This window comes from Mesorhizobium sp. M8A.F.Ca.ET.218.01.1.1 (genome assembly GCF_004791165.1).
Lineage (GTDB): Bacteria > Pseudomonadota > Alphaproteobacteria > Rhizobiales > Rhizobiaceae > Mesorhizobium.
In genome coordinates, this window is sequence record NZ_SRUZ01000009.1 from 112,914 (window position 1) to 138,800 (window position 25,887).

A 25,887-nucleotide genomic window follows, 5' to 3' on the forward strand; every position below is an offset into this window, starting at 1 on the left:
CGATTATCAAGTACCTGCAAGGGCAAAGTATAGGATTTCTGATGGCTCGCGGTGAATTGATGAAGAAATTGCTGGCGAGCTATGGCCGCGACGATGAGTTTCGTGCGGTTGCTGAGCAGATAATCGTCGAGGAAGAAAAGAAGAACAACAAGGTTCTTGCGCGCACTCTTCGCAAGACTCTCGAAAGCGGTCCTTCGCCGAGCGGGCCTAGGTCCATGAAATCGCTTGCGCCACTCATCCCGTTTCCGGATGCCGCCAAGGACTTTGTCGAGCGGGTCGAGCCGACGCATACAACCAAAGACGTCGTTCTCAGCGCTTCCAACACGCGTGTCTTCATCGGACTCCTCAAGGAGTTCCGACGGGCTGAAGAAATCCGGCGCAGGGGTTTGCCTGTGCGATCAAAGCTCCTGTTTTGCGGACCGCCCGGTTGCGGCAAGACCGTATCAGCGGAGGTTTTTGCCGCTGAGCTCGGCTTGCCGATGTTTGCCGTCAAACTCGACCAGCTGATTTCCTCCTATCTTGGGGAAACCGCGAGCAATCTTCGGAAGATCTTCGACTTCGCCCGGAAGCAGCCTTGTGTTCTTTTTCTCGACGAGTTCGACGCATTGGCGCGGTCTCGCGATGATTCAAGCGAACACAACGAGCTCCGGCGCGTCGTCAATAGTCTGCTCCTGTTCATCGACCGCCTCAGACCCCAGGGCTTCCTGATCGCTGCAACAAACCTCGACCACGCTCTCGACAGCGCGATCTGGCGGCGGTTCGACGAGGTGATCTGGTTTGACAAGCCGGATGAGCAGCTGATCGGCCGCTACCTACGCACAAAATTCCGAAATGTGTCGACGGCCTTCGATGTCGGAACGAAGGCTGGTGAACTGATCGGGTTATCCTACGCGGAGATCGAGCGCGTCTGCATTCAGGCGATAAAGTCGGCGGTCATCGAAAAGCGCAAGGACGTCAGGGAGCGGGATTTCAATGCCGCCATCCTCGACGAACAGCGTCGCAGTGCGGGTCGGTCGCGCCTCACCAGCCAGTCGTAGGAGGCCGCTTTAATGGCCCGGTACGACCATTTGCAGCTCGCAAGGCTGCCGGAGCAACTCGAACGCCGCAAGCGCCCGGGCTTTGGTGCAGCACCGGAGCGCGACCGTCCTGATCACAGCCGCCGAATCGCCGAGGAGCTCAACGATGCGGTTGCGGTTCAGCAGCGTCGGCGTCCTCCTGGGACCGTCAATCCATCTCTGATCCTTCGTGTCCGCATGACGGGTTCGCTGCTCGAAAGCGACTGGGAGGATCTAGGCCTAACGGTGCTATCGAGCGACGCTGACCGAACTCTTGTCCTTTTTTCGTCAAACGACGAATTGGACGACTTCCGGGCGCGGATCGTCGCCTATGGCGGTCCGATCCCGGCTGGGCAGGCGGGCGCTCCGTATGCGACCTTCGTCGCCTCGATTGCATCGGTCGGTACGGTCGATCCAAGAGATCGGATTGGGATGCGCCTGAGAGAAGAGGGCTACACCGATTCCGAAGACTTCGACGCTGTCGGTGAGTTGATCGCCGACCTGGAGCTCTGGGATCTGGGCCGACGTGACCTACGTCAGCGCAAACTTGCCGACATCGAAGCCTATGTGGTCGCTCGCGGCGGCGAATGGCTCGACGAGTATATTGGGCCGTCGATCACCCTGGCACGTATCCGCGCCAGCGGAGAGGTTTTTCGATCGTTGCTTTCGCTTGAGGACGTCGCGTCCATCGACCTTCCGCCGTCCCCGGACGTTGCAACGGCAGAAGCCATGCGCCTCGAACTAGGCGAACTGCCGGAGCCGGGGCTCCTTGGTGAAGACGCGCCGCTCATCGGCGTGATCGACAGCGGCGTCAATGACCATCCCCTAATTGAGGACATCCTCGTGGGCGCGATCGGCGTTCCCGAACGTCTGGGCACTGCCGACGAATGGGGGCATGGAACGCGCGTTGGCGGCGTGGCCGTATTCGGAGATCTTCGTGCTCAGCTTGCCGGCGGTGCCCTCGCGCGCGCAGCGCGTCTTTGTTCCGCCAAGGTCGTCAACGAGCGCGGCGATTTCGATGAGCGGCGATTGGTACCCTCTCAGATGCGAGAGGCGGTCACTGCGCTTCACGCCCGTTTTGGATGCCGGCTGTTTGTCATAGCGCTAGCCGACCGCAAGCGCGTCTATGACGGTGGGAAAGTCGGCACCTGGGCCGCGACACTGGATGAACTCGCGCGCGAACTTGATGTTGTGATCGTGGTCTCGGCCGGCAACCGTGCCCCGCGTGCGGGCAACAGGATCGAACAGGCCGTGACGGAGTATCCCCGCTACCTAATCGAAGAGGGCAATCGGATTTTTGAGCCCGGCGGCGCCATCAACGTTGTGACGGTCGGGTCTCTCGCCCATGGCAATGGGCTCGATGCGCGGCTCGGCGCAGAAGTTGCGGTGCGGCCGATCACGCAGGAGGGCGAGCCGTCGCCATTTACGCGGGTCGGGCCCGGGGTGGAGGGATCGGTCAAGCCGGATTTCATCGATCTCGGCGGTACGATGATCGTCGACCCACTCGTTCACAGACTACGCGACGGCGGCGACATCGCGAGCGCCGGACTGCTCACGCTTCATCATCGGCCGATTGACCAATTGATTACCAGCGGATCGGGCACCTCCTATGCGGCTCCGATCGTCGCCTTCAAGGCGGCTCAGGTGCTGTCCCGGTTTCCAGAGGCGTCGGCCAACCTCGTACGCGCACTACTTGCCACATCGGCGACTGTACCTGAGGCCGCATACCAGCGTTTGTCGCCGTTGGGCGACGACGCAGTCCGGAACGTGTGTGGTTACGGGCAGATCAATCTGGAGCACGCCGCATTCTCCGATGATGCACGCGTCGTGCTCTATGCGGAAGACGAGCTGGCGATGGATTATTTCGCCATCTACGAGCTGCCGGTCCCAGCATTATTTCAGAGCACAAATGGCCGGCGCACGATCCGCGTTTCGCTTGCGTACGATCCGCCGGTCCGTCACAGCCGCAATGACTATGCCGGCGTCGGTATGAGTTTCCGCCTTGTGCGGGGATGCGAGCCCGCGCTGATCTCGGAACACTATCGCCGCAGACCGCGTGACGAGGCGATCCCCGACATCGCGAACCGGTTCCAGTGTAAGCTGGTTCCCGGTCCGCAATCGAGGGAGAAGAGTACGCTCCAGTCGGCTACTGCGACGTTCAAGACCGACATTTCGAACTACGGCGATCGCTATTACATGGTCGTTCGGTGCGAAGCCGGGTGGGCGACGGAGCTTGACCGCCAACGGTTTGCCATCGTCGTGCAGGTCGCACACGAAGCCGAGATTCAAATCTACCAGCAGATACGCCAGCGTATCCAGCTCCGCGGTTGAACCGGTGAAGGCGGACATTGATATGTGCTCGACCCATACGCTCACCGGGTCGCGTTTATCGCAATTCTCGCAGATCGTGGGATCGGGGGGCGTGTGTTCGGCCGGCACACGCGCATGAAATGGTAAATCCTGTCCAACTCGCCGCCCAGCTTCGCTTTCATTTGAGCGAATTGGGTTCCCGTAACGCGCATCACGAGTTCGAGCATCTCGCACGCCACCTTGCCCGCGCCCGCATCTACAGCAACATCCTGCCTGCGACGGGCCCTGTCAGCGCCGGTGGGGACGGAGGCCGCGATTTCGAGACGTTTCGAACCGGGATTGCGCTACCCGTGGCCGGCTCCCTGTTCGCGGCGCGCTCATCGCGAGAATGGGCGGTCGCGTTTGCCTGTAGTCTCGAAAAGCGCATAGAAAGAAAGATCCGTAGCGATGTCGAAAAGATCCTCGCGACCGGCAAGGTCGACGAGATCGTCTATTTCTGCGAGGCGAATCTCCCGATTGCCAAACGCCAGGAATTGGTCACTGCGGCCAGCGGCATAGGGGCTGAGCTCCAAATCTTCGACGGCAATACCATTGCAGAGTGGTTGGCTGAGCCCGACCTGTTCTGGATCGCGGAGGAATTTCTGCACGTCCCAGCCGAGATCAGCCCACAGATGCAGTCGGACGACGACGGCTATGCGCAGCATAAGGTGGACTGGAAGGCTCGGACGGTGCTTCCGATCAGCCGCGCCGACTTCGTTGCGATCAAAGCGGGTTTGCGTCATGCTACGTTTGAACCTGTCGCACGGCCGGACCTATCATTCTGGATAGAGAGAATGGCGGGCTTCCTCGTGCCGATGGCGCCGCGCGATCTGGTTCGCTCGGCGAGTTATGAGATAGCCGTGGCTCATCTGCGTGGTCGCGGCGACATGACCAGTCAGGCTCATCTGGTTGCCGACTACTTCGTTGACGTCGAAGCCCATACAGACATCGGCGATCTGACTACGGCTGCGACGCTACTGACCTACGCGTTTGGCGGGTACTGGCTGGGACAGTTTCTCACGAAGGAGTCCGATCTGCATGACTATCGGCGCAAACTCGCAGATGCCGTGCAATCACAACTCGACGAAGCGATCGGTCCGGGACGAAGGGCGGGCCTGCTGCACGTGCGGGCCCTTCTAGCGCAGACGCCTGCAGGACCCGGCCTGGCGCCCGATTTTTCTGCTGTGATCGCACTCTGGAACGCCATGTTGGACAGCGCCGAGCAAGCGTCACTTTATCCGATCGAAGCATTTGCGGATTTGCTGGTCGAGATAGTCAAGCTCCGCGGGGACGATCCGGAGTTGATGGGTCTCGCAGCACGAGCCGATGATCTGCTGGCTGAGCGTATGGGCGGCGTGGCGGCCGGTGAGAAGGCCATCGATCGAGCTCTGTCGCTGCTCGAGCGGGACCAACCCGCGGCTGCCATCCGGGAACTTCATCGAGCCAAAGCCAAGTGGTTCTCTGGTGAGCGATTAGTAGGAGCGGTGCGCATCCTGGTCCTGCTTGCCGAACAATATCGCCAACATGGTCTCGCCTATGCTGCGAAGTACCATGCGATGACGGCCGCGCTTCTAACCCGTTACGAGCGGGAGGACGGTGTCCGCCGCCTACAACCCGAGGCTTTGCTCGAGCTGCTCGATGCCGAAGACGGTGCCGGCAATTCGTTTGGGTTTCTTCGGCTGCTTCCCGTGTTCGTTCAAGCCCATATTTTCCATGACGATCATCCACTGAACACAGAGCGGCATCCGCGGCTGCAGAGCAATCTGGGACAGTTGGCGTCCCTACTTGGTTTCCTGAAGCGGGGGAGCCCGACGACACGCCAGGCGCTAGACGAACTCGTAGGCGAGTGGCCTCCCTTGCTCAGAGATCCGATTCTGAGCGCCGCGAACAAGCCTGATGGCTTTTGGAAACGAGGCACCTGGCCGGAGGCGTGGACCGGCCTTGAGGAAGCACTACTCGATCGACCCTTCGGCGATCTCGGGCTCGAACGACACGTCCGCTGGGAGGGGCTCGGCATCCGCTGGACTTGCGTTTTCCTCAACGATTATCGCACGACCCCACCGGCCGAGCAGATTATCGCGGAACTGCAGCTTGTAGTCTTCGCCTTCGCGAACAGGGACCTGGGAATCGTCCCGGTCGATATCATCATGAATATCGAGGTTTCCGACGCGATTGAGAGACTGACGGTAGAAGAGCCGACCGAGACGCGAGCCGCATTTCGCGTGACGCTGCCGTCGCGGGACCGAGGGCCGGAGGAAAGTGCTGATGTTCTATTGGTGTTCGCTGCGGCCCTTCGCGTAATCTCCGTGCTCGATGATGAGGCCTTAGCGAGGCAATTTGACAGGTCCGTGCTGGAACCAACCTTTGTTGGTCGGCCCTACGCGGAACTGTTCCGGGAGTTTGTTCCTGAGGATCTATTTGCCGAGCTCTTCCGCCAGTCGATCGCGCCTCTCGATCCCGAGCGTTCCTTCGTCAGCCGCGCCGGCGGCCGTGTTGAGTGGTTCGACGGGCCGGGTCCAACGTTCGAGTTGGAACGTGCACTCGGTGACGCGCAAAATAGGTATGACAAAGTCCTTGTATCGCTTCGGTACACAATTTCAGGCATCGCTCACGATCCTGGCACTCGGGCGCGATTGCTCGAGATGCATGAACGAGGCATGAAAGATTGGGAGATTCTGAGCATCTTAAGCAACATCGCGATGGGCATTCGGCTTGATGTGCCGAAAGATCTCCCACTTGAGGAGCTCCGAAGCCGGGGAATGGCCCTGCTAGATAAGGTCGAGACCGAGGCCGATGCGCTTCTCCCGGCGGTGTTCACCGATGAGCTGCTACGCGCCCATGCCAAGGTTTACCTTGGCGCCTTTTTCAGCAGCTGGCAGCTGCATTGGCCACCAAGCGTGGATTATGAGGGAGCTGAGAAATTTCTGGTATCGCGATTCCGCCTTCGCGACGTTGACGTTCCGCATCAAGATGTATTTGGGTGGGATCAGGATGATGCGCCACTCGACAGATAGGCGATCACTGCGGTGGGCGCTGGCCGCATGATACGCGGTATTCTGGCGTCCCACTCAAAGCGGCGAACGCACGGTTCGCCCCCTCTCTGATGGTCGGTAGGCCTAGAGAGGATGTTCGTCTTGAAGGTCGGAACTCTGTGCAACAGCACGACCGCTGGCCCACTCTTGCTATCGCCTCGAAACAAGCGCAGCTACGAAAGCGAGGCCGACCGCCTCGTGTTCGACCTCGACCACGCACAAAGGAATACTTGCGCGCGGTCACTGATGGCGTGGCGGCAGCATCCATTGTTCACGGTGTGCCGGTCGCCTTCGACTTAAAAACAGCCGTGGCGGCACAACTACGGCTCTATTCATAGGGCCGGAGATTGCCCGCGCTCGCGCAGACGCCTACCTTGTCGGACGTTCGCCAAGCGATTGTCCGCATCTGATCGACAACCTCGGCAGCCCGATTATTTCGATATCCGAGGTTAGCCACACCGTGAGGAGAATGCTTCCCCTTTGCGAACTCACGGACTGGGAACTTGGTGATCTCATTGCGCGAAGCGCGGTCTATGCGGGATTTGCGCTTGAACTCGATTGAGACCTCGGCGCTGCTCGAAACGCGTGGCAATGTCCTCCACCGCCATGACGAACAAGGTCACGGTAGACAATGACCTCTACGCCGCATCGGAATGCTAGCCTACCCATCGACTAGATCAGGCAAAGCTTCTTCGACGATGCTCAGATTTCGATCGAAAGTCTCGGTGTCGGATGCGTTGGCGCGCAGAGAACGCACCTTGTTCAGGATGGCCGCAACCGCCGCTTCTTTGTCGGGCGCTATGCGTGTTGTCACCGCTTTGGCGGCCAAAGCGGCAAAATCTATGGCGGCATAAGCTGGCGCGGCTGCAGCGTCTGTTACTTTCAGCCGGTCTTTCACGATTGTGCGCCGGCCCTGAGGTCGAGGTATACGGTTTGCCTTTGCGGCAAATGTCGCGCCGCGCCGCAGCCGCGTCTGCAAGAGGCCCGAGCGGTACGCCGGTGCTGTCGGCACAATCGTCGGAAGCGCAGGAGATGGAACCGCCCCGGAAGCGTCCAATGCAGGGCTTTTCGTGCGCGAAGCGTCGGTAGAGGCGGGCAGGGGCATGAACGCGCGGTTGGCGAGCTGGCCGTCGGCGAAATAGAAATTGCGGGTGCCGAGGATCGGCAGTTCGCCGCGCGGCAATATGATGACCTTGTTCTTGTCGAGCGTACGGATTTCATCTGGCCGCATCAGGGGCCGCCGCACTTCCTTGCGGTGCTCCGAGCGCGTGTAATATGTGTCGAACAACGTTGCCTTGGTGCGTGTCACGTCCTTTTGCACGTCCGACGTTTCGCCGAGCTGCTCGGAAACGTAGCGCAGATCGTCCGCGTCCTGCGCGCCGAAAAAGATCTGCACGCGAGCAGCGTTGATGAGCGTCTTGCGCCCTTCCTGGCGATAAATCTCGTCTACGGCCTTCAGCGACTGCACGAAAAACCACATGGAGACCCCGTTGCCGCCAAGCACGCTCGCCATTTCGGTCACGTTCTCGAGCTTGCCGAGGTTCTGAAACTCGTCGAGCAGCACAAGCACCGGATGCTCGTCCGGACGCGGCATAGTCTCCGACATGAAGTTCATCATCTGCGTAATCAGGACGTTGAACAACGGTCCAAGCGACGTGATTTGCTCGCGCCGTACGTCGAGATAAAGAGAGATCCGGTCGCGCTTGAGTTTGCGAATATCGAACGTGCTGCGCGAGGTAGCTCGCATCAGGCGCTCGTTGAGAAAGGGGGCCATGCCGGTCCGCACGCCGGCATAGATTCCGGAAAACTGCCGCTCAGACATTTCGAAATACGGCAACAGGGTTTGCAGCGTGAAATGCGAGCATTCGCGGCGGCGTTCATCGCGCAGCGAGCCGATGAATTCGAGGAGCGGCTGCTCGGCGCCGTTCATGATCTCGAGGATTGTGGCGAAGGTCTTCTTCTCGTTTAGGATCGCAGGCGATTCCATGACGAAGGATGCTATGCCGGTAAAAAGGAGGCGGGCGTCGTTGACCCAATAGGGATCCGCGTTCGAAGGGGGGCGCGGAAACAGCGCTGCCGCGATGTTGCGAAGGTCGATGTCGCGCTGTGCCGAGTCCAGCGAGATGAAGTCCATCGGATTGTAGCACGCGGTATTCCCGTCCGGATCAGCCGGCGCGAAACGCACCACGCGGCTCATGGTCGAACGGTAACCAGCAGTCGCCGCATAGGTCTCGCCCCGCAGGTCGAGAACCACGAGCGAATGCGGCCAGGTCAAGGCGTTCGGGATGATGAGAGACGTGCCCTTACCGGAGCGCGGCGGCCCTATGATGAAGCCGCCGACATCATCGCCATCAATCCACAATTTCTTACCGCCGATCAGCTTGCGCTGCGTCAAGTGGATCTTGCCCGAGCGCTGATCGCGGCCGGGCGACAGAATTTCGGCAAGCCCGCCGCCGGCTCGACCGACGAAGACGCCGCCCACTTTCGTCAGGCCGGTTTTCGATATGTCGCTCATGGTCATGAAGCGAGAGTCATTGCGCTTTCTCGGGCGCATGAGAAACAAGCTCACCAGTGGCAAGAGAAACCCTAATGCACCCGCTGCAACGGCATATTGTACGCGGTCAAAATTTCTCGCGGTCACGTCAGTCCAGGCCAGACGAACAACCGGCAAGGGATTGGCGTTCAGCTGGTCGAACAGGACGTGGGAGCCAGTCCGGTACCAATCTGTCGCGACATAGGCGACCGTGAAGAGCAGGGCGCCCACGGCCATCGCCATGAGCACCATGAAAATTGCTGTTGCGATTTTCTGCATGGATGGGCCTCGTTAGATCGTCTCCGCCTTGGTGAACTTGATCTCGCTGATACCGCGCCGTCCGCCTTCGGTGCGGACCATCTGGACGACCACCGGAATGACCTCGCGCAAGTAATCGAGGATTTCACTCCGTGAGAGCCCCGTACTGCCCTGCATGACCATTAGCGCCAGCCGCTCGTAGGCGGACCGGGCGGAATTGGCATGAACGGTCGTGAGGGAGCCCGGATGGCCGGTGTTGATCGCCTGGAGAAACGCGAAGGTTTCAGCGCCGCGTAACTCGCCCAACAACAGACGGTCGGGTCGCATGCGAAGCGAAGCTTCGAGAAGCTGTTGCGCGGAGACTTTGGCAAGGCCCTGGTCGCCCTTCGAGGCTATCAGGGTGACGTTGTTGGGAGCCGGCAGCCTCAGTTCGCGGGTGTCTTCGATCGTGATGATCCGTTCATGAGCCGGGATCTCCTTCAGGAGTGCATTCAAAAACGTCGTCTTGCCGGTCGACGTACCGCCTGAAACGACGATCGAGACGCGGTTGCGCACCGCATAACGCAAGAAGTCCATCGGCGACGTGTCGTGCAGCATTTCGACAAGTCGCTTTTCTTCGGCTGAGAGCGCCAGGCCGCTGCCCATCGCCGTGTTTTCGAATGCGCCAAGATCCTTGTAGGCATCAAGGCTCATATCCATGATGACCTGCTTGCGGATCGAGATCGCCCCGCCTTCGGGAGCCGCGGGCGGCAAGATGCATTGGATACGCTCACCCGAAGGTAGCGCGGCCGACAGGACCGGTTTTTCTTCGTTGATGACCTGATTTGTCGCCGAGGCGACGCCCGTCGAGATATGCCTAATCCAGCCGGGAGTGACCTCGCGCTTGACGACGTGCTCCATTTCCTTAGCGCCTAAGCGTTCGATGAACAATTCACCTGGCCTGTTGATCGCAATCTCGGAAACGGACTCTTCGTTCAAATAGGACCATATTGGCTCCAGATGAGCGCGCAGCACCGGGGCTCTCGCCCAAGGGTCGGGGAGGGGATGCACGGCATTCATTTCACCGGCTCCCATAGCCGGGATAGAAATGATCCTTTGGCGTCGCGTAAAGAGGCGTCGGATCGATCGCCGTCTTCGGCCGCCCACCCGCCTTCAGGCGCGCTACTTCTTCCTGGACGGGATCAGCGTACAGGTCCGAGAAATCGAGATCTCTCCGCACCAGCACGACGATCGATGTGCCCTGGTCGACGTAGACTGTCGGGCCAATGTTCTGCGTGTCGCGAAACGCCTCTTGCGCGAGTTGCTGCAGGGCGGTCGATGACTTATCGAACGCGATGCTGCGGGCGTCGCGCTGCGAGCCATTCCCACCGTAAGTTACGGTCGTGGTCTCACCGGTCACGGGATCGGTCGTCGACACCTGGCGCTGTTGTCCATCCTGGCTGCTGTCGCCAAGCGAGGATAGGTATTCAGAGACGCCGCCAACGACTGAAAGCATGATAGCGTTGCCGTACCGTTCAACCCAGTGCGTATCGACACGGCCGCCCATGCCGCCGCGGCCGAGCGCATCTGCACCGGGCGACTTGATATCGACGGAAATGCCGTCAGAGCGGATGAGCCTGCTCCAGACGATGAAAACACGCTTCTGACCGCGCGCAAGCCCCGAGCGGTATTCCCCGGTCAGGCGCGACCCTTTCGGGATGAGAATCCGCCTGCCGTCGAGCGAGAAGACATCCTCACGCACGACAGCGCGCACGGCACCGGGAAGGTCGGTGTTGATCGCGGTTTCCAAATAGCCGCGAAGGATCGTTCCTTCAGGGATCAACGCATCGGTGCGTCGGAAGACCCTGGCTTTGACGATACTGGAAGAACTTGCCTCTGACTGTGCCAGGAATGCCTTGTTGGGATCGCTGTCGGCGCCGGGGACCGGGATGATCTGACCGTCGGGCGCGATTTCTACCTGTGCCGCCTGGGGGCCGGCGTCCGTCGAGCCGGCTTCACCATTCGTCACCATCTGGTTCGAGCGCAGGCGTTCCCACACCGCTTTTTCATGCTCGGCGGCCTCAGCCTTGCGGCGAGCCTCGTCCTCAGCCGCGGCCTTGCGACGGGCTTCTTCCGCCTCGGCCTTGCGGCGAGTCTCCTCGGCCGCCATTTGCGCCTCCAGTGCGCGCCGCTGAGCATCGAGATCCGCGCCCTCCTGCACGGTCTGATCGACATTATCGGCTTGTTGCGTGCCCTTCAGGTCGTCGGCCGCTGGCGGCACCACGATCTGGTCGATCGTGCCGTCGGCAGGCTGCGGCGGCTCGTTCAGCACCGGCGGGCGAAACTCCGGCGGGTTGAAGTTTTCCTCGGCATCGCTGCGAAGATCGCGCGATACCGGCTCTCGAGGCCAATTCAGCCATATTAGCGCGGCTACCAGCACCACGCCGAGGCCGACCAGGGCGATTTTGGTACCCACACCCGCACCGCGGCGCGCGACAGTCGGGCTGCCGTCCAGTTGGTTATAGTCGATCTGCGTCATCACCGCCCTCCGCTGGACCCGAACAGGGTGGAACCACCTGTCAGTTTCGTTGGACCGTAGACCTGCTCGACTGGATCGATAGCGTTGGGTCGCGCCCGGTTGTAAAGGCAGAGCGTCTTGCCATCGGCCCGCAAGGTGAATTGCCGTGCGACCTTGTCGATGACGGTGTATTTGCCCTGCGTGCGAACGTTAACCAGCGACTCCTGACGCTTGTCGTCGACAACGAAAATCGCCGGAATGTCACCCTTGAACTCCAGAAACACCTTGGTGCCGTCGTCAAACACGGTGCGCGGCTTCAGGCTGTCGTCGCCCTTGTACGCATAGTCGTAGTTGAGATCGGCATAGTTCAGATCCTTCAAATCCGGATCGGCGGCGCTCTCCTTGGCCTGCGAGAGCAGGCGCGCGTTAATATCCTCGTCCGGGTATTTGAACCGGACTTGGAAGGATGCCCGGTCGCGGCTATTGTCAGTCGCCTGCAGCAGAAGGGAATAGACCCGCCGGTTGGTGACCACGTTGACGTTGGTCCAAGCATCGCGCTCCAACGGCTTGACGAAGAGGAACCGCGATCCGCGTTTGGGGATGATCGACCAGCCTTTCGTGTCGCCGGCGGAGACGGTTTCGATGACTTCGGTCGGGCTTAGCTCGACCATCGTTGAAATACCAAGAGCTGCGCGCACCGTGGTCACGTCGTCATTGTTGAAGGTGACATATCGGATGCGGCCATCGCGTGCGGCCGCGCCGTGGATCGCGCCGAGCAGAAGGGCGGCGGTCGCCAGGGCGAGTCTCACACGCCCTCTCATTGCAGGCTACCCGCAGCCGGCGCCGATTCCTGGTCGCGGCGGTAGTCCGTAACCTGAAATCCCAACGGGTTGTCGAAACGCCATTCGTTCTTGAGTGGCGTTGAGGTGTAGCGGAATTTTATCACCGCGACCCAATTGTCGGTCGTGGTCGAATTGTCCCGACGCGTCGTAGTGGCAAAGCGCACCGAGGCGGTGTTGCGATTGAGCAGGGAAACCGACTTGATCTCGACCGAGATGGTGGCATTGCGGCCATAGATCTTCTCGAGCGATTGCGGATTTGCTGGCGTGTACAGCCATGTCAAATCCTTGGACGCCGCGTCGGTGGAGTAGAGCTGCGCCAGGTCGTAATTCTGCTTCAGCTCACGGGAATCGTAGGTTTCGCGGGCCCTGATATAGCGCACAAGATTGGCCGCCGTGACGGCCTCGTTCTGCGACAAATCGCCAGGCTTAAGCGCCCGCATGATCTCGAGGTAGCCCGTCGATTTATCGACCTCCACAACATACGGTTCGAACTGCCGGAGCGGCAGGATCAGCACGAGCGCCAGTAGCGAAAGCACCGCCACCAGTCCGGAAACGCCGCTGACGATCCATGCCAATGTACGCGATCGCCGCATTGACCTGTGCGTGTCGTCTTCCCAGGTCGCGCCCGCCCTGTAATAGCGTCTGTCGACGAGCTCGCTGCCGCCGTTAGCAGCTGTTTCCGATGGATTTGACACTTTCCTATAGCCTCGTTTGCGCCGCATCCCGATCCAAGGGTCGCGATCAATGATCGTTGTGTTCTTGCTTAGGCCAGAGGCCTGGCGTTATCGCGCGCACCTTGCTGGATGGCGGTCCGGGTTGCGGCATCGGCCCTGGCTGCTCGCGAAGATCGAAAACTGTTTGTCGCGACCTGCCGGGCGCCCCGAGCGGCGCGGCCTGCGGCCCATCGCGCGCCGGAATAGCGCACGGCATTCCTGCCGAACGTCCCATATGAGTAGCGAGCGCCCATGGTGCTGAGATACCCGCCACCATTCAGAATCGAAGCAATCGAGGGTATCTGCATGAGAACGTAGATGCCGATGATCGTCACCAGCACCAGGGGCAGCACCAGCGACATCTTGCTGTCGATGGTCGCTCCGCCTGATGTGGCGGTGTTCAGCGCCGCATTGACGAGCGAGAAGTAGAAACCGAGAAAGCCGTAGATCAGGATTTGCTGGATCATCAGGAAGGTGGTGAGCGAAAGAAAGCCTTCGCTCATGCGCGAGGACCATCGGTAAAGCCAAAGGATGATCCATATCGGCGCCAAGGCCAGCGTGATGAACAACATCACTTTGGCGGCGATGATCGCGGCAATGGCAAGCGCTGCGAAGATGATGGCAGACAGCAGGACGAGCAGCGACAAGAGCGCACCAAAAATGTCATAGAAGGATCCGCTGTAGACCTGATTGGCGACGTCCTGGGCCCCTTGGTAGAGATTGTCGATCAGCGCTGGAATTGCCGCTTGATCGCTAAGCTGATTGCCGGTGGCCCGCGACACGGCGCCGACGATCACCTTACCGACCTCGTCTGGAATGCTTTGCACGAGCTGATAGATCGTCGCGGAAAATGTGCCCCATCCGGTCAGCAGCAGATAGATGATGACGGCGCGGCCGAGGCGATAGGCCGCTTCGATTGGCGAAATCGACTCACGCCCACTCAGGATCGAATAGCCCCACCACACGATATAGAGGGTCAGCATCAGGGTGAAGACGTTGCCCATCGCATTGCCCAACTGCATATAGACGGTGCGGACGAAGTCCTCACCGATGTTGTCAATGCCACCCAGAATGCTTGCGGCGAGACCGTTCATGGATCCTCGTCAATGATGCTGGCGAACGGCGTTGAATTGACCGGCTTCAACGCGCCGCATTCGTCGGCGTGGGCATACGCCAAAGGCCCGCACGGCGCTTTCAGTTCGCGATTTGCGCATCCAAAAAGCCCGGCACCGAGCCCAATCACAACGCATATGCGCAGGACTCGCCCCGACAAGCGTTCAGCCCCCGCTCTTGCCGAATTCCGCGAACGGATTGACGGTGCGCGGTGTCATCATCTTCTGCACCTGGCTCTGGCGAAGAAGATCTCCCTTCAGCTTCTCATTCAGGGCCGCGACCGCGCCGTTCTGGACGCCGATCAGTTCGTTGACCGCACGCGCGTTTTCCAGCTGCATTCGTGTGTTCTGGTCCACCGATCCCTTGACGTCCTGCGACTGCCCGATCTGCCCACTCGCGGATTGCAGGGACTGTTGGCGCTGGGTGACGCCCTGCGAGGCCTGCGAAGTCAGCGCGCTTAGCAGCGAGGCCACGTTGACGCTGCCGCCATAGACTGTGTTGACGGCGCTCGTCTCTTTGCCGGCAATCTGCTGGAGCTGCTTCACCAGCTGCAGCCCATTGATGACGGCGCCGGCGATTTTCTGGATTTCGGGTGAAAGGCCACCAAACGAAAGAGCCCCGCCGTTCAGGATCGATCCGAACGAGGGAGCCTGGGCAATCGACATGTTGCCGCCAAGACCCATTTGTCCGATCCCGAGCGAACCGTCACGACTGCCGCTGAGAGCCTGCAGGATCTCCTCGCTCTTTTTCAGGATATCTTTGTTCGAATCCATGATGGAGTTGGTGTTGTCCGCATTCTTGCGGGCGACGTCGAGATTGGCGCCATCAATGACGGCAATCTGTGCGTGGGCCGTGCTTGCCCAAAGCGCCAGACTGGCAGCAATCGCGAATTTTTTCATGTCAGCCTCCTATTGCTGTAGAGAATTGATCACGCTGGCAGCGCCGGCAGGATCACTGGTGATGATCGTCGCGCTGCTGTCGGCCGAGCTTGCCCCCGCGTTTTCAAGTGCGCATGGCAGCCACCGGCCGCGATCGATCCTCAACCGCTCCAATTCCGCGGGATCACAAGACAACGGGTTTGGAGACCCGCTCTTCGGCTGTTGCACCAGCTTGGAAGACTGCGATGCCTGAACATTCTGCAACGATAGAAGTTGGGCCAGCAACGTCGTAAAATCCCCCGCCTGGGCGAGGTACTGGTTGGTGACATCGGCGTTGATCCCACGAGCCGACGAGTTCAGCTCCCACGCATCCTTGTATTCGGTAACCTGGCCAACGTTGCCCGCCAGCGCGTCGATTGCAGCATTGTTGGCGCCCATCTGCGATGAGCTTGCATCAAGGCCGCCAGCCGCCTTCCTCACCGCGCCCATGGCGTCTTCCTGAGCTGTGCCGCCTGCGCCGTCGGCCGTTACGATCGAAAATGGTGGCGGCGCGGCGGCGGGAGCCTTGCCGCTCGCTACATAGTCGTTGAAGTAGCTGTTCCAGCGGCCAACACCGCCGGCCCACCCTCTTTGCTCGGCAGCGTTCGATCCGTTGTAGAAGGAGGCGAGACAGCTGTAATTCGTCGCCCCGCATTGCTTCACGCCCATTCCGAGATATTTGACGCCGCCCTCGACATTCTGCTCGTTCACGTCGCGGTCCAGTCCCATGGACTTGCCGGTGCCCTTGGTCAGCTGCATGACGCCTTTGACGCCGGTGTGGCTCCCGGCGCATGTGTCGAAGCGCGATTCCTGATAAGCAACGGAAAGCGCCAGGCCTTCGGGCACACCGTACTTTTGCGCATAATAGCGGATCATCTTCACGTTGCCCGCGTCGCGCTGCAACGCTTCGGCCGGCGATCGGCGAAACATCTGTGATCGGTATTTGTTCGAATAGGTGCAGACGACGCCTTTCTTCTTGTCGGTTTCATCCTTCTTGGCCTCGTCCGACTTAGTGCTGTGCTGCTCGTCCTCTTGCCGCTTGTCGAGGTTAGGCCCGTCGATTACCGCGATCTGAGCGACAGCCACGCTCAAACTTTCCGCTGTCGTGAGAGCCACGGCCAGACAAAAGCTGCTAAGCCGCTTCGTCATGCTCGTCCTCCCATCCGCAAAAGTACGGCAACCACATCTCCGGCTCGTAGCCGAAGGTCTCCCGCAGCCGTGCGCATTCCTTGCTGTTGGCTTCGTTCGAGGACAAGACCTTGATGAGATCGGGCATCGCCGACAAATCGAGTTTGGCAACGATCGAGTCGCTGTCGTGCTTAACGAGGAAGGTGCGTGTTTCCTTCGCGGTTCGGCGCACGAACTCGAATTCCTTCGCTGTCAGCGAGAAGCGCTCCATGTAGGATTCTTTGCTCGCCTTCGGGTTGGGGAAGAAAATGTTGGTCTTCGTTTGCTCGATCAGTGACGACGAGATCGAGGAATTGACGACGTCTTCCGCTGTCTGCGTGCCGAAGCCCACCACGCCGTTGCGGCGACGAATGGTCTTCAGTGTCTCATTGATGAAGGCAGCGAAAACCTCATCGTCCAGCAGCTTCCAGCCTTCATCGAGGAAGAGCATGATCGGCGAGCCGTCGATGACGTCCTCCAGACGATGGAAGATGTAGAGCAACGCCGCCGAGCGCAGCTTGCGGTCGCCCAGGATCTTCGTCATGTCGAACCCGACAACGGGTTTCGAGAAATCAACCAAGTCGACGGGATTGTTGAAAAGCCAGCCCTTGTCCTTTGGGTCGAGCCAGGGTTGTATCCGCGCCGCCAGATCATTCATGCCAGGCATGAGCGAGCCTCGCAGCACTTCAGGCAGCAGCTCGAAGGTCCGCTGTTCGCGCGGCATCTTGTAGATCATGTCGACGGCCGCGTTGATGACGCGCATCTCCGCCACATCAAGCGCACCGCCTTCCGGCGTCAGAATGTAGATGAGCAAGTCTTCCAGGAAAGAACGGTTTTCCGCCGTGTCATCAAGCTGCAATGGGGCGAACCCGGTCGGCTGAGAGGGTTCCATCACCTCGTAACGACCGCCGAGCGCCCGAACGAAGATCTCGGCGCCGCGCATGTAGTCGAAATAAACACACCGCGGCCGCGGCATGATGCGCATGGCCTGCGCCATCAGGAACGACAGCACCACGGTCTTGCCCGAGCCGGTCGGGCCGAACACCGTGAAGTGCCCGACATCGTGTACGTGGAAATTGAAATAGTAGGCTGTCTGGCTGGTCGTCTCGAGCAAGGCGATGGGCCGTTTCCAATGCAGCCGCTCACGTTGGCCGGACGGGAAATTGTGTCCTGAAAAAAGGCCGGCGAAATTCAGCGACGAGATCAACGCACGTCGCGCGATGTAGCTGAAATTTCCCGGCAACTGCGCCCAAAAGGCCAGTTCCGTGTTTAGGGTCTCGCGGACCGGCACGATCGACATGCGCGAAAGCTCGGCCGTGATGTCGGATAGCGCACGGTTGAGCCCAGTCATGTCCGGCGCCAATGCCATGACGCTCATGTGATGTTGTCCGAAGACGACTTCGCCGCCGGCCAGTTTGTCGGCACCGTCGTGGACGGATACCTCGACCGTCGTGCCTGCCTCGTCGGAACCCTCAACTTGGTTCGCGATGGTGTTGATCCTGCGCATCGCCGTTACCCGGTCTTCGATCGCGAAACTTTGCGTGAGCACAAACTCGTGTGGCAGGCGCAACAGACCGTCCAATGAGCCCGGAGCCGTGAACGGTGGGTATTCCTTGATCGACACCATGGCGCCGAGCTTGGCTTGGTCCGGACCGCGAAGTTCCAGCGCCGACTTGCCGAAAAACAGCTGCCGCGTCGCCAGCACATCGCCAAGCGACATGCGCGGCAAAGGCATTTCCACGTCGCTACCACCGGCGAGGATTTTCGCCAGAAATTCGGCGGCCTCGGAAAAGAAGCTGTCGCGGCGCTTCACGACGCCGAGAAGACGTCCCCCATAAGCGGTGAAATCCTTGACCATCCCATCAAGGATGTCACGCAATTCGGCCACCGCCTCTTCGCGGGTTTCCTCGCCCGCGGTACTTATGCGAAACGCATTGAGCGCCTTGTCCACCCAGCCGACGCGGCCGACCATCGGTCGGCGTATGACAGTCAGATACGCCTCGTTGACGAAAAGGTTTTTCGCCCCAAGCTCATCCATGTAGCGGGCGTCGAGCTCGGCCACGAAAGGATTGTCAAAGTCGCCTTCGATCTCAGGCGTCACGTGGCGGCGGATGATCGTCGTGTAGACCGCAAAGCGAGACGTCGAGAGATTGCGGAACGTCGTGTTGCGGTTGAACATTCGGCTGTTCAGCTCGGCCTGGTCCATCGTCTGGAACGGCAGGCCACTAAGCTGGATGACGCCGACCAGAAAGCCGCTCTTCGTCACGATCAGATTGTCATCGGCATGGCGAAGGTAAGGGATGTGCATCGCCGCGGGCTTTTCGCGGCGGCGCTCACGGCCAAATTTCAGGTCGGCATCGAGGCTCATGGCGAATAGCTCCTCGCCCCCCAGAAAGTAAGGTTCGCCACCGCTCCGCGTTTGGAGACGCGCCGCTCGAAAATATGAAAGATGTAGGGGTCGCGCTGGCACAGATATGCGCTGACCAGATGCACTACGCCGAACACGCCAAGGCCGAGCATGAAGCTGCTCGTGGCGATAAAACCGATCACCGCCAGGATGCCGTTCAGGGCAAAAACCTCATATCGCACCCCCCATTTCATCGGGGGGCGTGTCAGGGGCAGGCTGACCGGCTCGACATAGACTTCCTCGTCGTCCATGGCTCAGCTACCTCCTGCCGTCGCGCGAACCGCGTCCACCAGCTGGGCAGCGCCGAAGATAAGAGCGATGCCAATGATGATGGAAAAAGCCATCATCCACGCCAGCCGTCCCGTCATGGCGAGGAAGCCGAGAAAACAGACCGCGATGATGGCAAATGAGCGCGCTATGTTGCCCTGCAGAACGCCGACGAACCATTCCAGCACGTTTTCGACTGGCGCCGCCGATTGGGCGTATGCGGTGGCTGGCGCCAGAGCTATTCCGACCGCCGAGGCCAAGGCCAGTTTCAGAGCAAATTTGCCTGCTTTCCTGTATTCCACCCTTGGCTCCTTTCAGTTGCCGAAATCCATGACATGACCCTCCTGCCAAGCGTCTCCGCTTGCTGGCGGACCGGCCGCGAGCATTTCGGATTTGGTCAGGACGGGCTTCTTCGCGACACCGCCGAACTTCCAGCGGTTGAGGATTTTCACGATGTATTCCGCGGTCTCCGGATTCACCGGAATGCCCTGCGCCTTGTAGACGCTGTTGGGCCCGACGTTATATGCCGCCAGCATCAGCAGCGGATCCTGGAACTCGTCATAGAGTGACTTCAGATAGCGCAAGCCAGCCCGAACATTCGCCTGCGTATCGCAACGGTCGCTCACGCCGAGATCGGCCGCCGTCCCCGGCATCAACTGCATGATCCCAAGGGCTCCGGCCTTGGACGGACCCTGATTGGCGCCGAGATCGCTTTCAGCCCATGCGATCGCCTCGGCCAGATCGGCGTCGAAGCCTTCGTCCAGCGCGACTGAACGCACAAGTTCGACGACTTCAGTACGGTTTCCGGTCTTGCACGCCCCAGGCCTCTGCGCCCCGACTGAGGTAAGGGCTTGCGCCGGCGTTGCAAAGGCGACCGCGACGCGGTCTGATGCCAGATCCCGGCCGTGCGCTTCCAAGGGCATTGTAGCGGCACACAGGGTGAGCAGAAGAGCTGTTCGAGTGTTCATACTGTCGCCAAAATTTAACACTTTACTATGGCTACACGCAGCCCTAGTAAAGTGTCAACACCATATGCACCGCAGGGACGGATTTCGATGAAACAGATTGCCCTTTGCACGGTTTTGCTGCTCCAGGGCACCGCGGCTTATGCTGCCGGCGCCGACGCTCCAAATGCCTTCGCGCAGCCGTCGGAACACTACCTGCTCCAGTTTGCCAAGCGGGGCGAGAAGGTGTTCGTCTATGAGCGCTACGATGCGAAAGGCGCGCTCTTTCAGCGCGACGCGGCGACCCTCAGTTCGCCGGTTAAGGCGTCGTCGGCGACCGAGCGCGTCATCAACGGCGTGGCCTATCGACTGCGCGGCCTCGCCGCCTGCCCAAATCCAAAGATTACCTACAAGACGCAGGCGTGGGACTGCACGAAAGCCGCGCAGGACTATGAAGAAGGAATCTACAACCATCGTGCTTCTGTCGTGCTTTGCAAAACGCTTGTGCTGCAGAGCAGGAAGGGGGAACCCGACGCCGTGTCGTGTTTTTCTCTCGTGGGTGCGGGCAATACAAACGACCCGTACAACGTCGCCTACGACGATGACGAAATGGTTTTCTTCGGCATGGCCGCAATCGGACGCAACAAGGACGGCAAGTCGCTGCGCCCCGATCTGGAGCACTCCGCCGACCTCGGTGGACAGTTCCAGGAATGAAACAGGCGCGCTTTGCAGTGCTGGCCGCTTTTGGTTTGTGCGCATCGGCACAGGCCCAGGGTGCATCCCAATCTGCCGCGCCAACGCCCTTCGCGGTGTCGAAATCGGCTCAACTGCTGACCGGAGATACCTGGCGTGACGGCGACCACCTTTTCCGCCTCTATGGCGTGCAGTCATGTCTTCGCGGCACGTCGGCTGAACAGCGAAATGGGAACAAACTCGATTGCGGGAACATCTCGCTGGCGCATCTGGCAGCACTGTTCGATAGCGCGGCGGTGACATGCCAGCCAATCGGCTACGCCCTCGACAAGGCGGCCTTTGTCGTCTGCGGTGCGCAGCTGAATGGCGACACAATCGACGTCGGCACCGCGCTCATAGCGACCGGATACGCGTTTGCCGCAACGACAGCAAAGGGCAAAGCCGTCAATGAGAACTACCTCGTCGCGGAAATCAACGCTAAGATGAAACGTGCAGGTTTGTGGGGCACGACGTTTCAGCACCCTGTTCAGCTGCTGCTAAATAAGCGATCGGAGAGACAAGAATGAAGCACGACGATGAGGCGCACAAATATTACTATCCCGTGGAAGGACGCACCGACGGCGCAATCGGCGATGCTATCGCATTCATCGCGATCATCTTGGTGCCGGCGGGAATCTACGTGGCCTGGAATACCGTGGCCTCATGGATTTCAGCGCTCTTCTCCTAGGCCTGCAGTTTCGCGAAAGAATCGAGCAACGCGCGCAAATCGTCGACGTCAATCTCGCACCAGTCGTTCCCCAACAACCGACAGAAATAAGCTGCCTTCATTTTCATCTCAACGACATCGGCCACCGGCGCAGCGGCCGCGCGCCGACGCGCGATAACCTCTTCCGCCATGACCGAATCCAATCGCCGGCCGGTCAGGGTCGCGTCCGGCCCTTCTGCCCCCGTCCATCGCTTGCCGAGACGTTCAACCATGGCGACTGCTTGACGATGCGCCGCGATCAGGTTCGGGACCCCGTCGGCCTCTTCCACCACTCCGTTGTTACAGACCACTTGAATGGGCATCGATTGGCTCCACGCTCATGACAATTCGTAAATGATACCTCGGGAGGCGAGAAAAATAGGGATGGCTTCATCCCTCTGCTTCTCAGGCTCCCGAAGCCCTGGCTTCCCCTACTTTTCGCTCATGCGGTCGCGACCGATCCGGGCAGCTCAGTGCCTTGGCCGGCGGTTTGCGAAACATCTCCCCCGCAACAACCGTGTGCAGCCTCTCCAGCGGGTCACCAGTCATCGATCGTCTCCCGTGCCGGCCAAATCCAGTTGATAAAAGCGTTGATTGAGCACGAAGGCACGATAAGATACGAAGCCTAGCGAAGCGGAACGAAACTAGAGCCTATAAGTTGTTGTTTAAGAACGGAAAGTTATTTCTCCCTCCGCCCAGAGACGGGAGTGATTTCAAAGAATTATTCAAACGATTGGCGGCGGCGGGCGCGGGTCGACTACTGGGCAAAGACGGGTTTCCTGCCGGCCCATGGACGCCCGAGCTCCTTGCAGAGGCGATTTCACAGATTGATTCCAACCGGGTTGGGGTCGATCTACGAACGGTGCAGCTTTGGTTTCAAGAGAACGAGAAGGGTATTAGCACTGCCAACATTCGTTGGCTGGCGAGGATTCTCGGATGCGATGATCCGATCGCAACTAGCGAATGGCAGATGGAGCTTAGTGCGGCGCAATCGCGGCTATCGATCAAGAGACGAGGATGGAAGAGAGCCGGAAGCAGCGTTGCACAGGAGATTCCAGATACGGCACTGACGGCGACCTTCGACGACGAGACAGACTCCCCAGCAGTGCTGACACGGGATACTGACCCCAAGGGGCCGAGCCGGCGTTTTAGTTTGGCGAGGAAATCGGAGGCGTTTTTTAGTCGCGGATCTCCCCTGAATTTACCGGCGTCGGTGTTTGCGGGTGTCACCGCTCTTGGGTTTTTGTCGTATCTTACGGGGATTCACAGCGTGACATATGGCCGGGCGGATGGCGTCGTCAAGCAAGTTGGGTTTCTTTGGACAGCGAATTGGACATTCGTCTTCATGGTATTTTTGCCACTGTTTTTTGCCTTCGTGACAGAGCTGGTGACCTTTTGGAAAGATGAAGGCCGCCCAAAGCTTGTAGCGCAGGACGACAAGATGGAAAGCGACGATGCCTGGGCGCGCAGCGTACAAGCTTCTTCGTATTCATATTGGGCGGTTCTTTTGATTTGTGTGGTATTCGCTGGTCTTTTTCAGTGGATCGGCGTGTCTTTAATCCCGTTGCTCAAAGGTGGTGGCAGTTATGCGACGGACTGGGGCTCGTTAGCGATTGTGCGCCCTGAAGTTATATCGGTGCCGGAAGCGATCGTGTTCACGGGACTCGCTTACCTATACATGTGCCTATGTTTTTATCTGTTCTTCGTAGGTCTAATTTTGCTTTATACAGTGATCCATGATCTTTGGAAAATTGGAAAAGCGGCTAGTAATTCGCCCGAGGTGGATTATCAATACGGCTTCCATGAAGCCAGCCTCAGGGTTATGCGTGCGATTTTTCGGTGTACTGTTTTGGGGCTTCTGATCGCCATAGTCATGAAGCTCCAAAGTGCTTACCTGACATCGCGTGGGGAGAATATTGTGGCGTGGTTGGTCGGCGATATGTCTTCCGCCTTCTATGGGCGAAATGATGTGACCGCCGTGATCAGCTACCGTAGGCCGACCCATTATAGTAGCCTTCTTATCGCTATTTCGACCTGTGCTGTATTTCTGTACGGCTCCATCCGTGTAGGTGTCGAACCTCGGTTTCGTATGTCTTTGTGGAAGATGTCAGCGATCGTAGCGTTACTCGTGGCTAGCTACTTGCTGATCGATGCATTTGCCGGCTTTTCGATCCTTCTGGGCGTTGGAGTGCTGTTCGCGATATATGGCTTGTTTGATCCAGGGTTGGGGCGACGGCAAGCGATTAAGTTGGGAAACAATCAGAGTGTATCATAGTTGGCTTGATCATTGGGATGAGCGGCGGGCGCGACGCGGTGAGGAAGGGAAGAAATCAACCGATTTCGCCCTTGACGCGGAACGCGCCTTTCCAGGTGCGGATGAGATAACAAGTATCGAGGAATTCTGTGCCCTTGCGGACCAAGCCGTGGCTGATCCAGCCTTTTTCGATGACCCGAATGTGCGTGTTCAGGGGTTTGAAAGGCTAGATGGGTGGCTCAAATTTCCATCGGACATATCTACTGATATCGAACAGAACAATGTCGTCTCGGCGAAAATCACAGAAAGCGGGTCGTTCGATCAGGCGATGGTGATTTTTCACCATTGGAATGCAAGCTCCCGGAATCGTCAGATTGCCAACTTCTTCTCCCAGCGTGGCACCACGGTTGTCGAGATCGCTATGCCTTATCACTTCGAACGCAGCCGTCCCGGCTCCGTGCACGCCGACTATATGCTTAGCCCTAGTCTCGGTCGAACGATCCAATCTGTAAGGCAAGCAGTGTTGGATGGGCGAAAACTCATACGTTGGTTGAAGATCGAAGGCTATCGAGAGATTTCGGTTCTCGGTATGAGCTTAGGCTCCTGGGTTGCGGGCCTTCTCGCGGCGCACGACTCGGCTGTGTCGAAAGCCTCGTTGTTTCTGACGGCGGGGAGTCTAGCGGATATGGTTTGGACGGGTCGCGCGACACGATTGATACGTGCTAGTCTCGAGCCTGAGATTAAGCTGACCGATCTCAGAAGGGCTTGGGGTCCCCTTAACTTGGAGAATTACGCACGTAGTTTGGCACGGCCTGATCTCGGTCTTCACGTTGTGTTGGCTAAGAGAGACAAAGTGGTGTTGCCAGAGCTATCGGAGAGGTTCATGCAGAGGCTGAAGGACGCCGAAGCTAGGCCAAATATTTTGGAATTAAACTGTGGTCATTATTCGCTGGCCATGCCGCCATACATTTTGTTGGCCGGTTTGAGCTTGAAGCGTTTTCTGTCGTGTGCTGACAAGTCTGCCCGGTCAGCATGAGTTTGGCGTTGGCCAGTCAGTTCACCAGCAAATTCTCTGGTGTGCATCACGACACGAAAGTGATGAATCTGGGTCGCCCCCTACCCGAACCGACCCCTGGAATTGGCCGACAACGGCGCAGGCGTGACACCGGCAGTTGTCGAAAAGGTCACTATACCCTTGTACTCTGCACGCGCCGGCAATTACACCGGGCTAGGTTTGACGGCTTGTTCTCATATGGTTTCGACCCTCAAGGGGAAGCTCTTCATCAGCAGAATTCCCGACGCCGGCACAGTCGTCCATGTCAAAGTCCCTTATCATCCCCGCCGCTGCAACAGGCTAGCAGCCGACGATGACAGCAGCGGCCCGACAGCCGCGGCGGGGGTGCTAGTCTAGTGCCGCCGGGCCTGACGGGCAGGGGCATGGGAGCGGTCGCCGGCTGAGGCGTACTACAGGCCCTTTAGGAACACTCGTCCGGCGGCTAGGTGTCGGCTCCGCCAGGCGGGATCTTTTCGGAAAAGAGGAAGGTCGCTGGATCAAGTTTCAACGCCTTGGCGATCGCCGCAATCGTGTCCACGCTGATATTGCCGCTCGCGCGTTCCAGTTTCGTGAATGTCGCCTCCGCCACGCCGATTAGTTCGGCCATCTCATAGCGGTGCAAAGTACGTCGTTGTCGCTCAAAATCGATGATGTGCGCCAGCCGCTTGCGAATCGCATTGTCGTCCAACCGATGCGCCCATTCCGGAACTTTCTTGCCGCCGGCGAGCAGTGATGCAAAAGACAGTTGCAAGCCGTTTGCCATGATCTGCAGCGTCGTCAATGTGACATTGTTTTTGTGACGCACAGTCTGAATGTAGGTTCGATAGGCCAGTTTTTCGCCCTCGGGGGTCCGAAACAGTTCGGCCATGTGCATATGGGTTAGGCCGCGTCTGGCTCTCTCCCGCTCAAGCGTCAGTGCAATGTTGGCGCGCAACGGGTTGTCGACCACGCCTCCGCCGTCTCGTTTCATAAATCGATGTAGTCGCACAAACCTGCCTTTTCGACCTGTCCTTTTTCGCGCCGATCGTCCATAGTAAACTGTCAAAT

22 protein-coding genes are annotated in these 25,887 nt (G+C 59.2%); 8 read left to right on the forward strand and 14 right to left on the reverse strand.

The window, feature by feature from the left end; translation table 11 throughout:
- The first annotated feature begins 41 nt into the window (after positions 1-41).
- From EN861_RS28485 to EN861_RS28495, 3 genes are all read left to right on the forward strand, one after another.
- A complete protein-coding gene (locus tag EN861_RS28485; protein ID WP_135867169.1) occupies positions 42-1,037 on the forward strand; it encodes an ATP-binding protein in 996 nt (331 codons plus the stop codon).
- A gap of 12 nt (positions 1,038-1,049) precedes the next feature.
- Positions 1,050-3,386, forward strand: coding sequence for a S8 family peptidase (locus EN861_RS28490; RefSeq protein WP_135867171.1), 2,337 nt, complete (start codon positions 1,050-1,052; stop codon positions 3,384-3,386).
- Between the two features lie 119 nt (positions 3,387-3,505).
- Entirely contained in the window at positions 3,506-6,418 is a 2,913-nt protein-coding gene (locus tag EN861_RS28495; protein WP_135867173.1) for a hypothetical protein, read from the forward strand.
- A 679-nt stretch (positions 6,419-7,097) separates the two neighbouring features.
- Here the strand turns inward: EN861_RS28495 and EN861_RS28505 are convergent.
- The 12 genes from EN861_RS28505 to EN861_RS28560 form a co-directional block, all read right to left on the reverse strand.
- Positions 7,098-9,248 (reverse strand): type IV secretory system conjugative DNA transfer family protein, encoded by a 2,151-nt coding sequence (locus tag EN861_RS28505; protein WP_135867175.1) that lies wholly within the window; start codon positions 9,246-9,248, stop codon positions 7,098-7,100.
- Positions 9,249-9,260: 12 nt separating this feature from the next.
- A complete protein-coding gene (gene virB11, locus EN861_RS28510) occupies positions 9,261-10,286 on the reverse strand; it encodes a P-type DNA transfer ATPase VirB11 (protein ID WP_135867176.1) in 1,026 nt (341 codons plus the stop codon).
- A 1-nt stretch (position 10,287) separates the two neighbouring features.
- A complete protein-coding gene (gene virB10 / locus EN861_RS28515; protein ID WP_135867178.1) occupies positions 10,288-11,745 on the reverse strand; it encodes a type IV secretion system protein VirB10 in 1,458 nt (485 codons plus the stop codon).
- Positions 11,745-12,533 (reverse strand): TrbG/VirB9 family P-type conjugative transfer protein, encoded by a 789-nt coding sequence (locus EN861_RS28520; RefSeq protein ID WP_189343762.1) that lies wholly within the window; start codon positions 12,531-12,533, stop codon positions 11,745-11,747. Before EN861_RS28520 ends, virB10 begins: the two co-directional genes overlap by 1 nt.
- Positions 12,534-12,541: 8 nt before the next feature.
- Positions 12,542-13,288: a type IV secretion system protein gene (locus EN861_RS28525; protein WP_348630909.1), complete on the reverse strand. Its 747-nt coding sequence runs from the start codon at positions 13,286-13,288 to the stop codon at positions 12,542-12,544.
- A 41-nt stretch (positions 13,289-13,329) separates the two neighbouring features.
- Positions 13,330-14,373 carry a type IV secretion system protein gene (locus EN861_RS28530; protein ID WP_135867184.1) on the reverse strand — a complete coding sequence of 348 codons (1,044 nt, stop codon included), beginning with the start codon at positions 14,371-14,373 and terminating at the stop codon, positions 13,330-13,332.
- Between the two features lie 183 nt (positions 14,374-14,556).
- The gene (locus EN861_RS28535; protein ID WP_135867186.1) at positions 14,557-15,291 is read right to left on the reverse strand and encodes a type IV secretion system protein; all 735 of its coding nucleotides are present in this window, start codon (positions 15,289-15,291) and stop codon (positions 14,557-14,559) included.
- A gap of 9 nt (positions 15,292-15,300) precedes the next feature.
- Positions 15,301-16,458 (reverse strand): transglycosylase SLT domain-containing protein, encoded by a 1,158-nt coding sequence (locus tag EN861_RS28540; RefSeq protein WP_135867188.1) that lies wholly within the window; start codon positions 16,456-16,458, stop codon positions 15,301-15,303.
- Positions 16,442-18,844 (reverse strand): VirB4 family type IV secretion system protein, encoded by a 2,403-nt coding sequence (locus EN861_RS28545; RefSeq protein WP_135867190.1) that lies wholly within the window; start codon positions 18,842-18,844, stop codon positions 16,442-16,444. Before EN861_RS28545 ends, EN861_RS28540 begins: the two co-directional genes overlap by 17 nt.
- The gene (locus tag EN861_RS28550) at positions 18,841-19,134 is read right to left on the reverse strand and encodes a VirB3 family type IV secretion system protein (RefSeq protein WP_006339854.1); all 294 of its coding nucleotides are present in this window, start codon (positions 19,132-19,134) and stop codon (positions 18,841-18,843) included. The genes EN861_RS28545 and EN861_RS28550 overlap by 4 nt, the downstream gene beginning before the upstream one ends.
- 3 nt (positions 19,135-19,137) lie before the next feature.
- Positions 19,138-19,452 (reverse strand): TrbC/VirB2 family protein, encoded by a 315-nt coding sequence (locus tag EN861_RS28555; RefSeq protein WP_023720448.1) that lies wholly within the window; start codon positions 19,450-19,452, stop codon positions 19,138-19,140.
- 12 nt (positions 19,453-19,464) lie between these two features.
- On the reverse strand, positions 19,465-20,118 hold the full coding sequence (locus EN861_RS28560) for a lytic transglycosylase domain-containing protein (protein WP_135928197.1): 654 nt from the start codon (positions 20,116-20,118) through the stop codon (positions 19,465-19,467).
- Between the two features lie 87 nt (positions 20,119-20,205).
- On the opposite strand from EN861_RS28560, the gene EN861_RS28565 reads away from it, so the two are divergent.
- From EN861_RS28565 to EN861_RS35605, 3 genes are read left to right on the forward strand one after another with little or no spacing between them, the layout of a single operon-like run.
- Positions 20,206-20,808 (forward strand): hypothetical protein, encoded by a 603-nt coding sequence (locus EN861_RS28565; RefSeq protein WP_135867194.1) that lies wholly within the window; start codon positions 20,206-20,208, stop codon positions 20,806-20,808.
- On the forward strand, positions 20,805-21,353 hold the full coding sequence (locus tag EN861_RS28570) for a thermonuclease family protein (protein ID WP_135867196.1): 549 nt from the start codon (positions 20,805-20,807) through the stop codon (positions 21,351-21,353). The genes EN861_RS28565 and EN861_RS28570 overlap by 4 nt, the downstream gene beginning before the upstream one ends.
- Complete coding sequence (locus tag EN861_RS35605; protein ID WP_171026564.1) at positions 21,350-21,514, forward strand: hypothetical protein; 165 nt, start codon at positions 21,350-21,352, stop codon at positions 21,512-21,514. The genes EN861_RS28570 and EN861_RS35605 overlap by 4 nt, the downstream gene beginning before the upstream one ends.
- Here the strand turns inward: EN861_RS35605 and EN861_RS28575 are convergent.
- On the reverse strand, positions 21,511-21,855 hold the full coding sequence (locus EN861_RS28575) for a hypothetical protein (RefSeq protein ID WP_135867198.1): 345 nt from the start codon (positions 21,853-21,855) through the stop codon (positions 21,511-21,513). The genes EN861_RS35605 and EN861_RS28575 overlap by 4 nt on opposite strands.
- A gap of 338 nt (positions 21,856-22,193) precedes the next feature.
- Between EN861_RS28575 and EN861_RS28580 the strand changes: the two genes are divergently transcribed.
- Complete coding sequence (locus tag EN861_RS28580; RefSeq protein ID WP_135867258.1) at positions 22,194-23,807, forward strand: hypothetical protein; 1,614 nt, start codon at positions 22,194-22,196, stop codon at positions 23,805-23,807.
- The gene (locus EN861_RS28585; protein WP_135867201.1) at positions 23,797-24,822 is read left to right on the forward strand and encodes a dienelactone hydrolase-related enzyme; all 1,026 of its coding nucleotides are present in this window, start codon (positions 23,797-23,799) and stop codon (positions 24,820-24,822) included. The genes EN861_RS28580 and EN861_RS28585 overlap by 11 nt, the downstream gene beginning before the upstream one ends.
- A 460-nt stretch (positions 24,823-25,282) precedes the next feature.
- Here the strand turns inward: EN861_RS28585 and EN861_RS28595 are convergent, their stop codons facing one another.
- A complete protein-coding gene (locus EN861_RS28595; RefSeq protein ID WP_245512135.1) occupies positions 25,283-25,789 on the reverse strand; it encodes a helix-turn-helix transcriptional regulator in 507 nt (168 codons plus the stop codon).
- Positions 25,790-25,887: the final 98 nt, after the last annotated feature.

Coding starts and splice junctions, on each gene's coding strand:
- virB10 (WP_135867178.1), bottom strand. CDS start 11,745: ATGACGCAGATCGACTATAACCAACTGGACGGCAGCCCGACTGTCGCG.
- EN861_RS28530 (WP_135867184.1), bottom strand. CDS start 14,373: ATGAACGGTCTCGCCGCAAGCATTCTGGGTGGCATTGACAACATCGGT.
- EN861_RS28560 (WP_135928197.1), bottom strand. CDS start 20,118: ATGAACACTCGAACAGCTCTTCTGCTCACCCTGTGTGCCGCTACAATG.
- EN861_RS28495 (WP_135867173.1), top strand. CDS start 3,506: ATGGTAAATCCTGTCCAACTCGCCGCCCAGCTTCGCTTTCATTTGAGC.
- EN861_RS28540 (WP_135867188.1), bottom strand. CDS start 16,458: ATGACGAAGCGGCTTAGCAGCTTTTGTCTGGCCGTGGCTCTCACGACA.
- EN861_RS28565 (WP_135867194.1), top strand. CDS start 20,206: ATGAAACAGATTGCCCTTTGCACGGTTTTGCTGCTCCAGGGCACCGCG.
- EN861_RS28575 (WP_135867198.1), bottom strand. CDS start 21,855: ATGCCCATTCAAGTGGTCTGTAACAACGGAGTGGTGGAAGAGGCCGAC.
- EN861_RS28490 (WP_135867171.1), top strand. CDS start 1,050: ATGGCCCGGTACGACCATTTGCAGCTCGCAAGGCTGCCGGAGCAACTC.
- EN861_RS35605 (WP_171026564.1), top strand. CDS start 21,350: ATGAAGCACGACGATGAGGCGCACAAATATTACTATCCCGTGGAAGGA.
- EN861_RS28525 (WP_348630909.1), bottom strand. CDS start 13,288: ATGCGGCGCAAACGAGGCTATAGGAAAGTGTCAAATCCATCGGAAACA.
- EN861_RS28505 (WP_135867175.1), bottom strand. CDS start 9,248: ATGCAGAAAATCGCAACAGCAATTTTCATGGTGCTCATGGCGATGGCC.
- EN861_RS28545 (WP_135867190.1), bottom strand. CDS start 18,844: ATGAGCCTCGATGCCGACCTGAAATTTGGCCGTGAGCGCCGCCGCGAA.
- EN861_RS28485 (WP_135867169.1), top strand. CDS start 42: ATGGCTCGCGGTGAATTGATGAAGAAATTGCTGGCGAGCTATGGCCGC.
- EN861_RS28570 (WP_135867196.1), top strand. CDS start 20,805: ATGAAACAGGCGCGCTTTGCAGTGCTGGCCGCTTTTGGTTTGTGCGCA.
- EN861_RS28535 (WP_135867186.1), bottom strand. CDS start 15,291: ATGAAAAAATTCGCGATTGCTGCCAGTCTGGCGCTTTGGGCAAGCACG.
- virB11 (WP_135867176.1), bottom strand. CDS start 10,286: ATGAATGCCGTGCATCCCCTCCCCGACCCTTGGGCGAGAGCCCCGGTG.
- EN861_RS28550 (WP_006339854.1), bottom strand. CDS start 19,134: ATGGACGACGAGGAAGTCTATGTCGAGCCGGTCAGCCTGCCCCTGACA.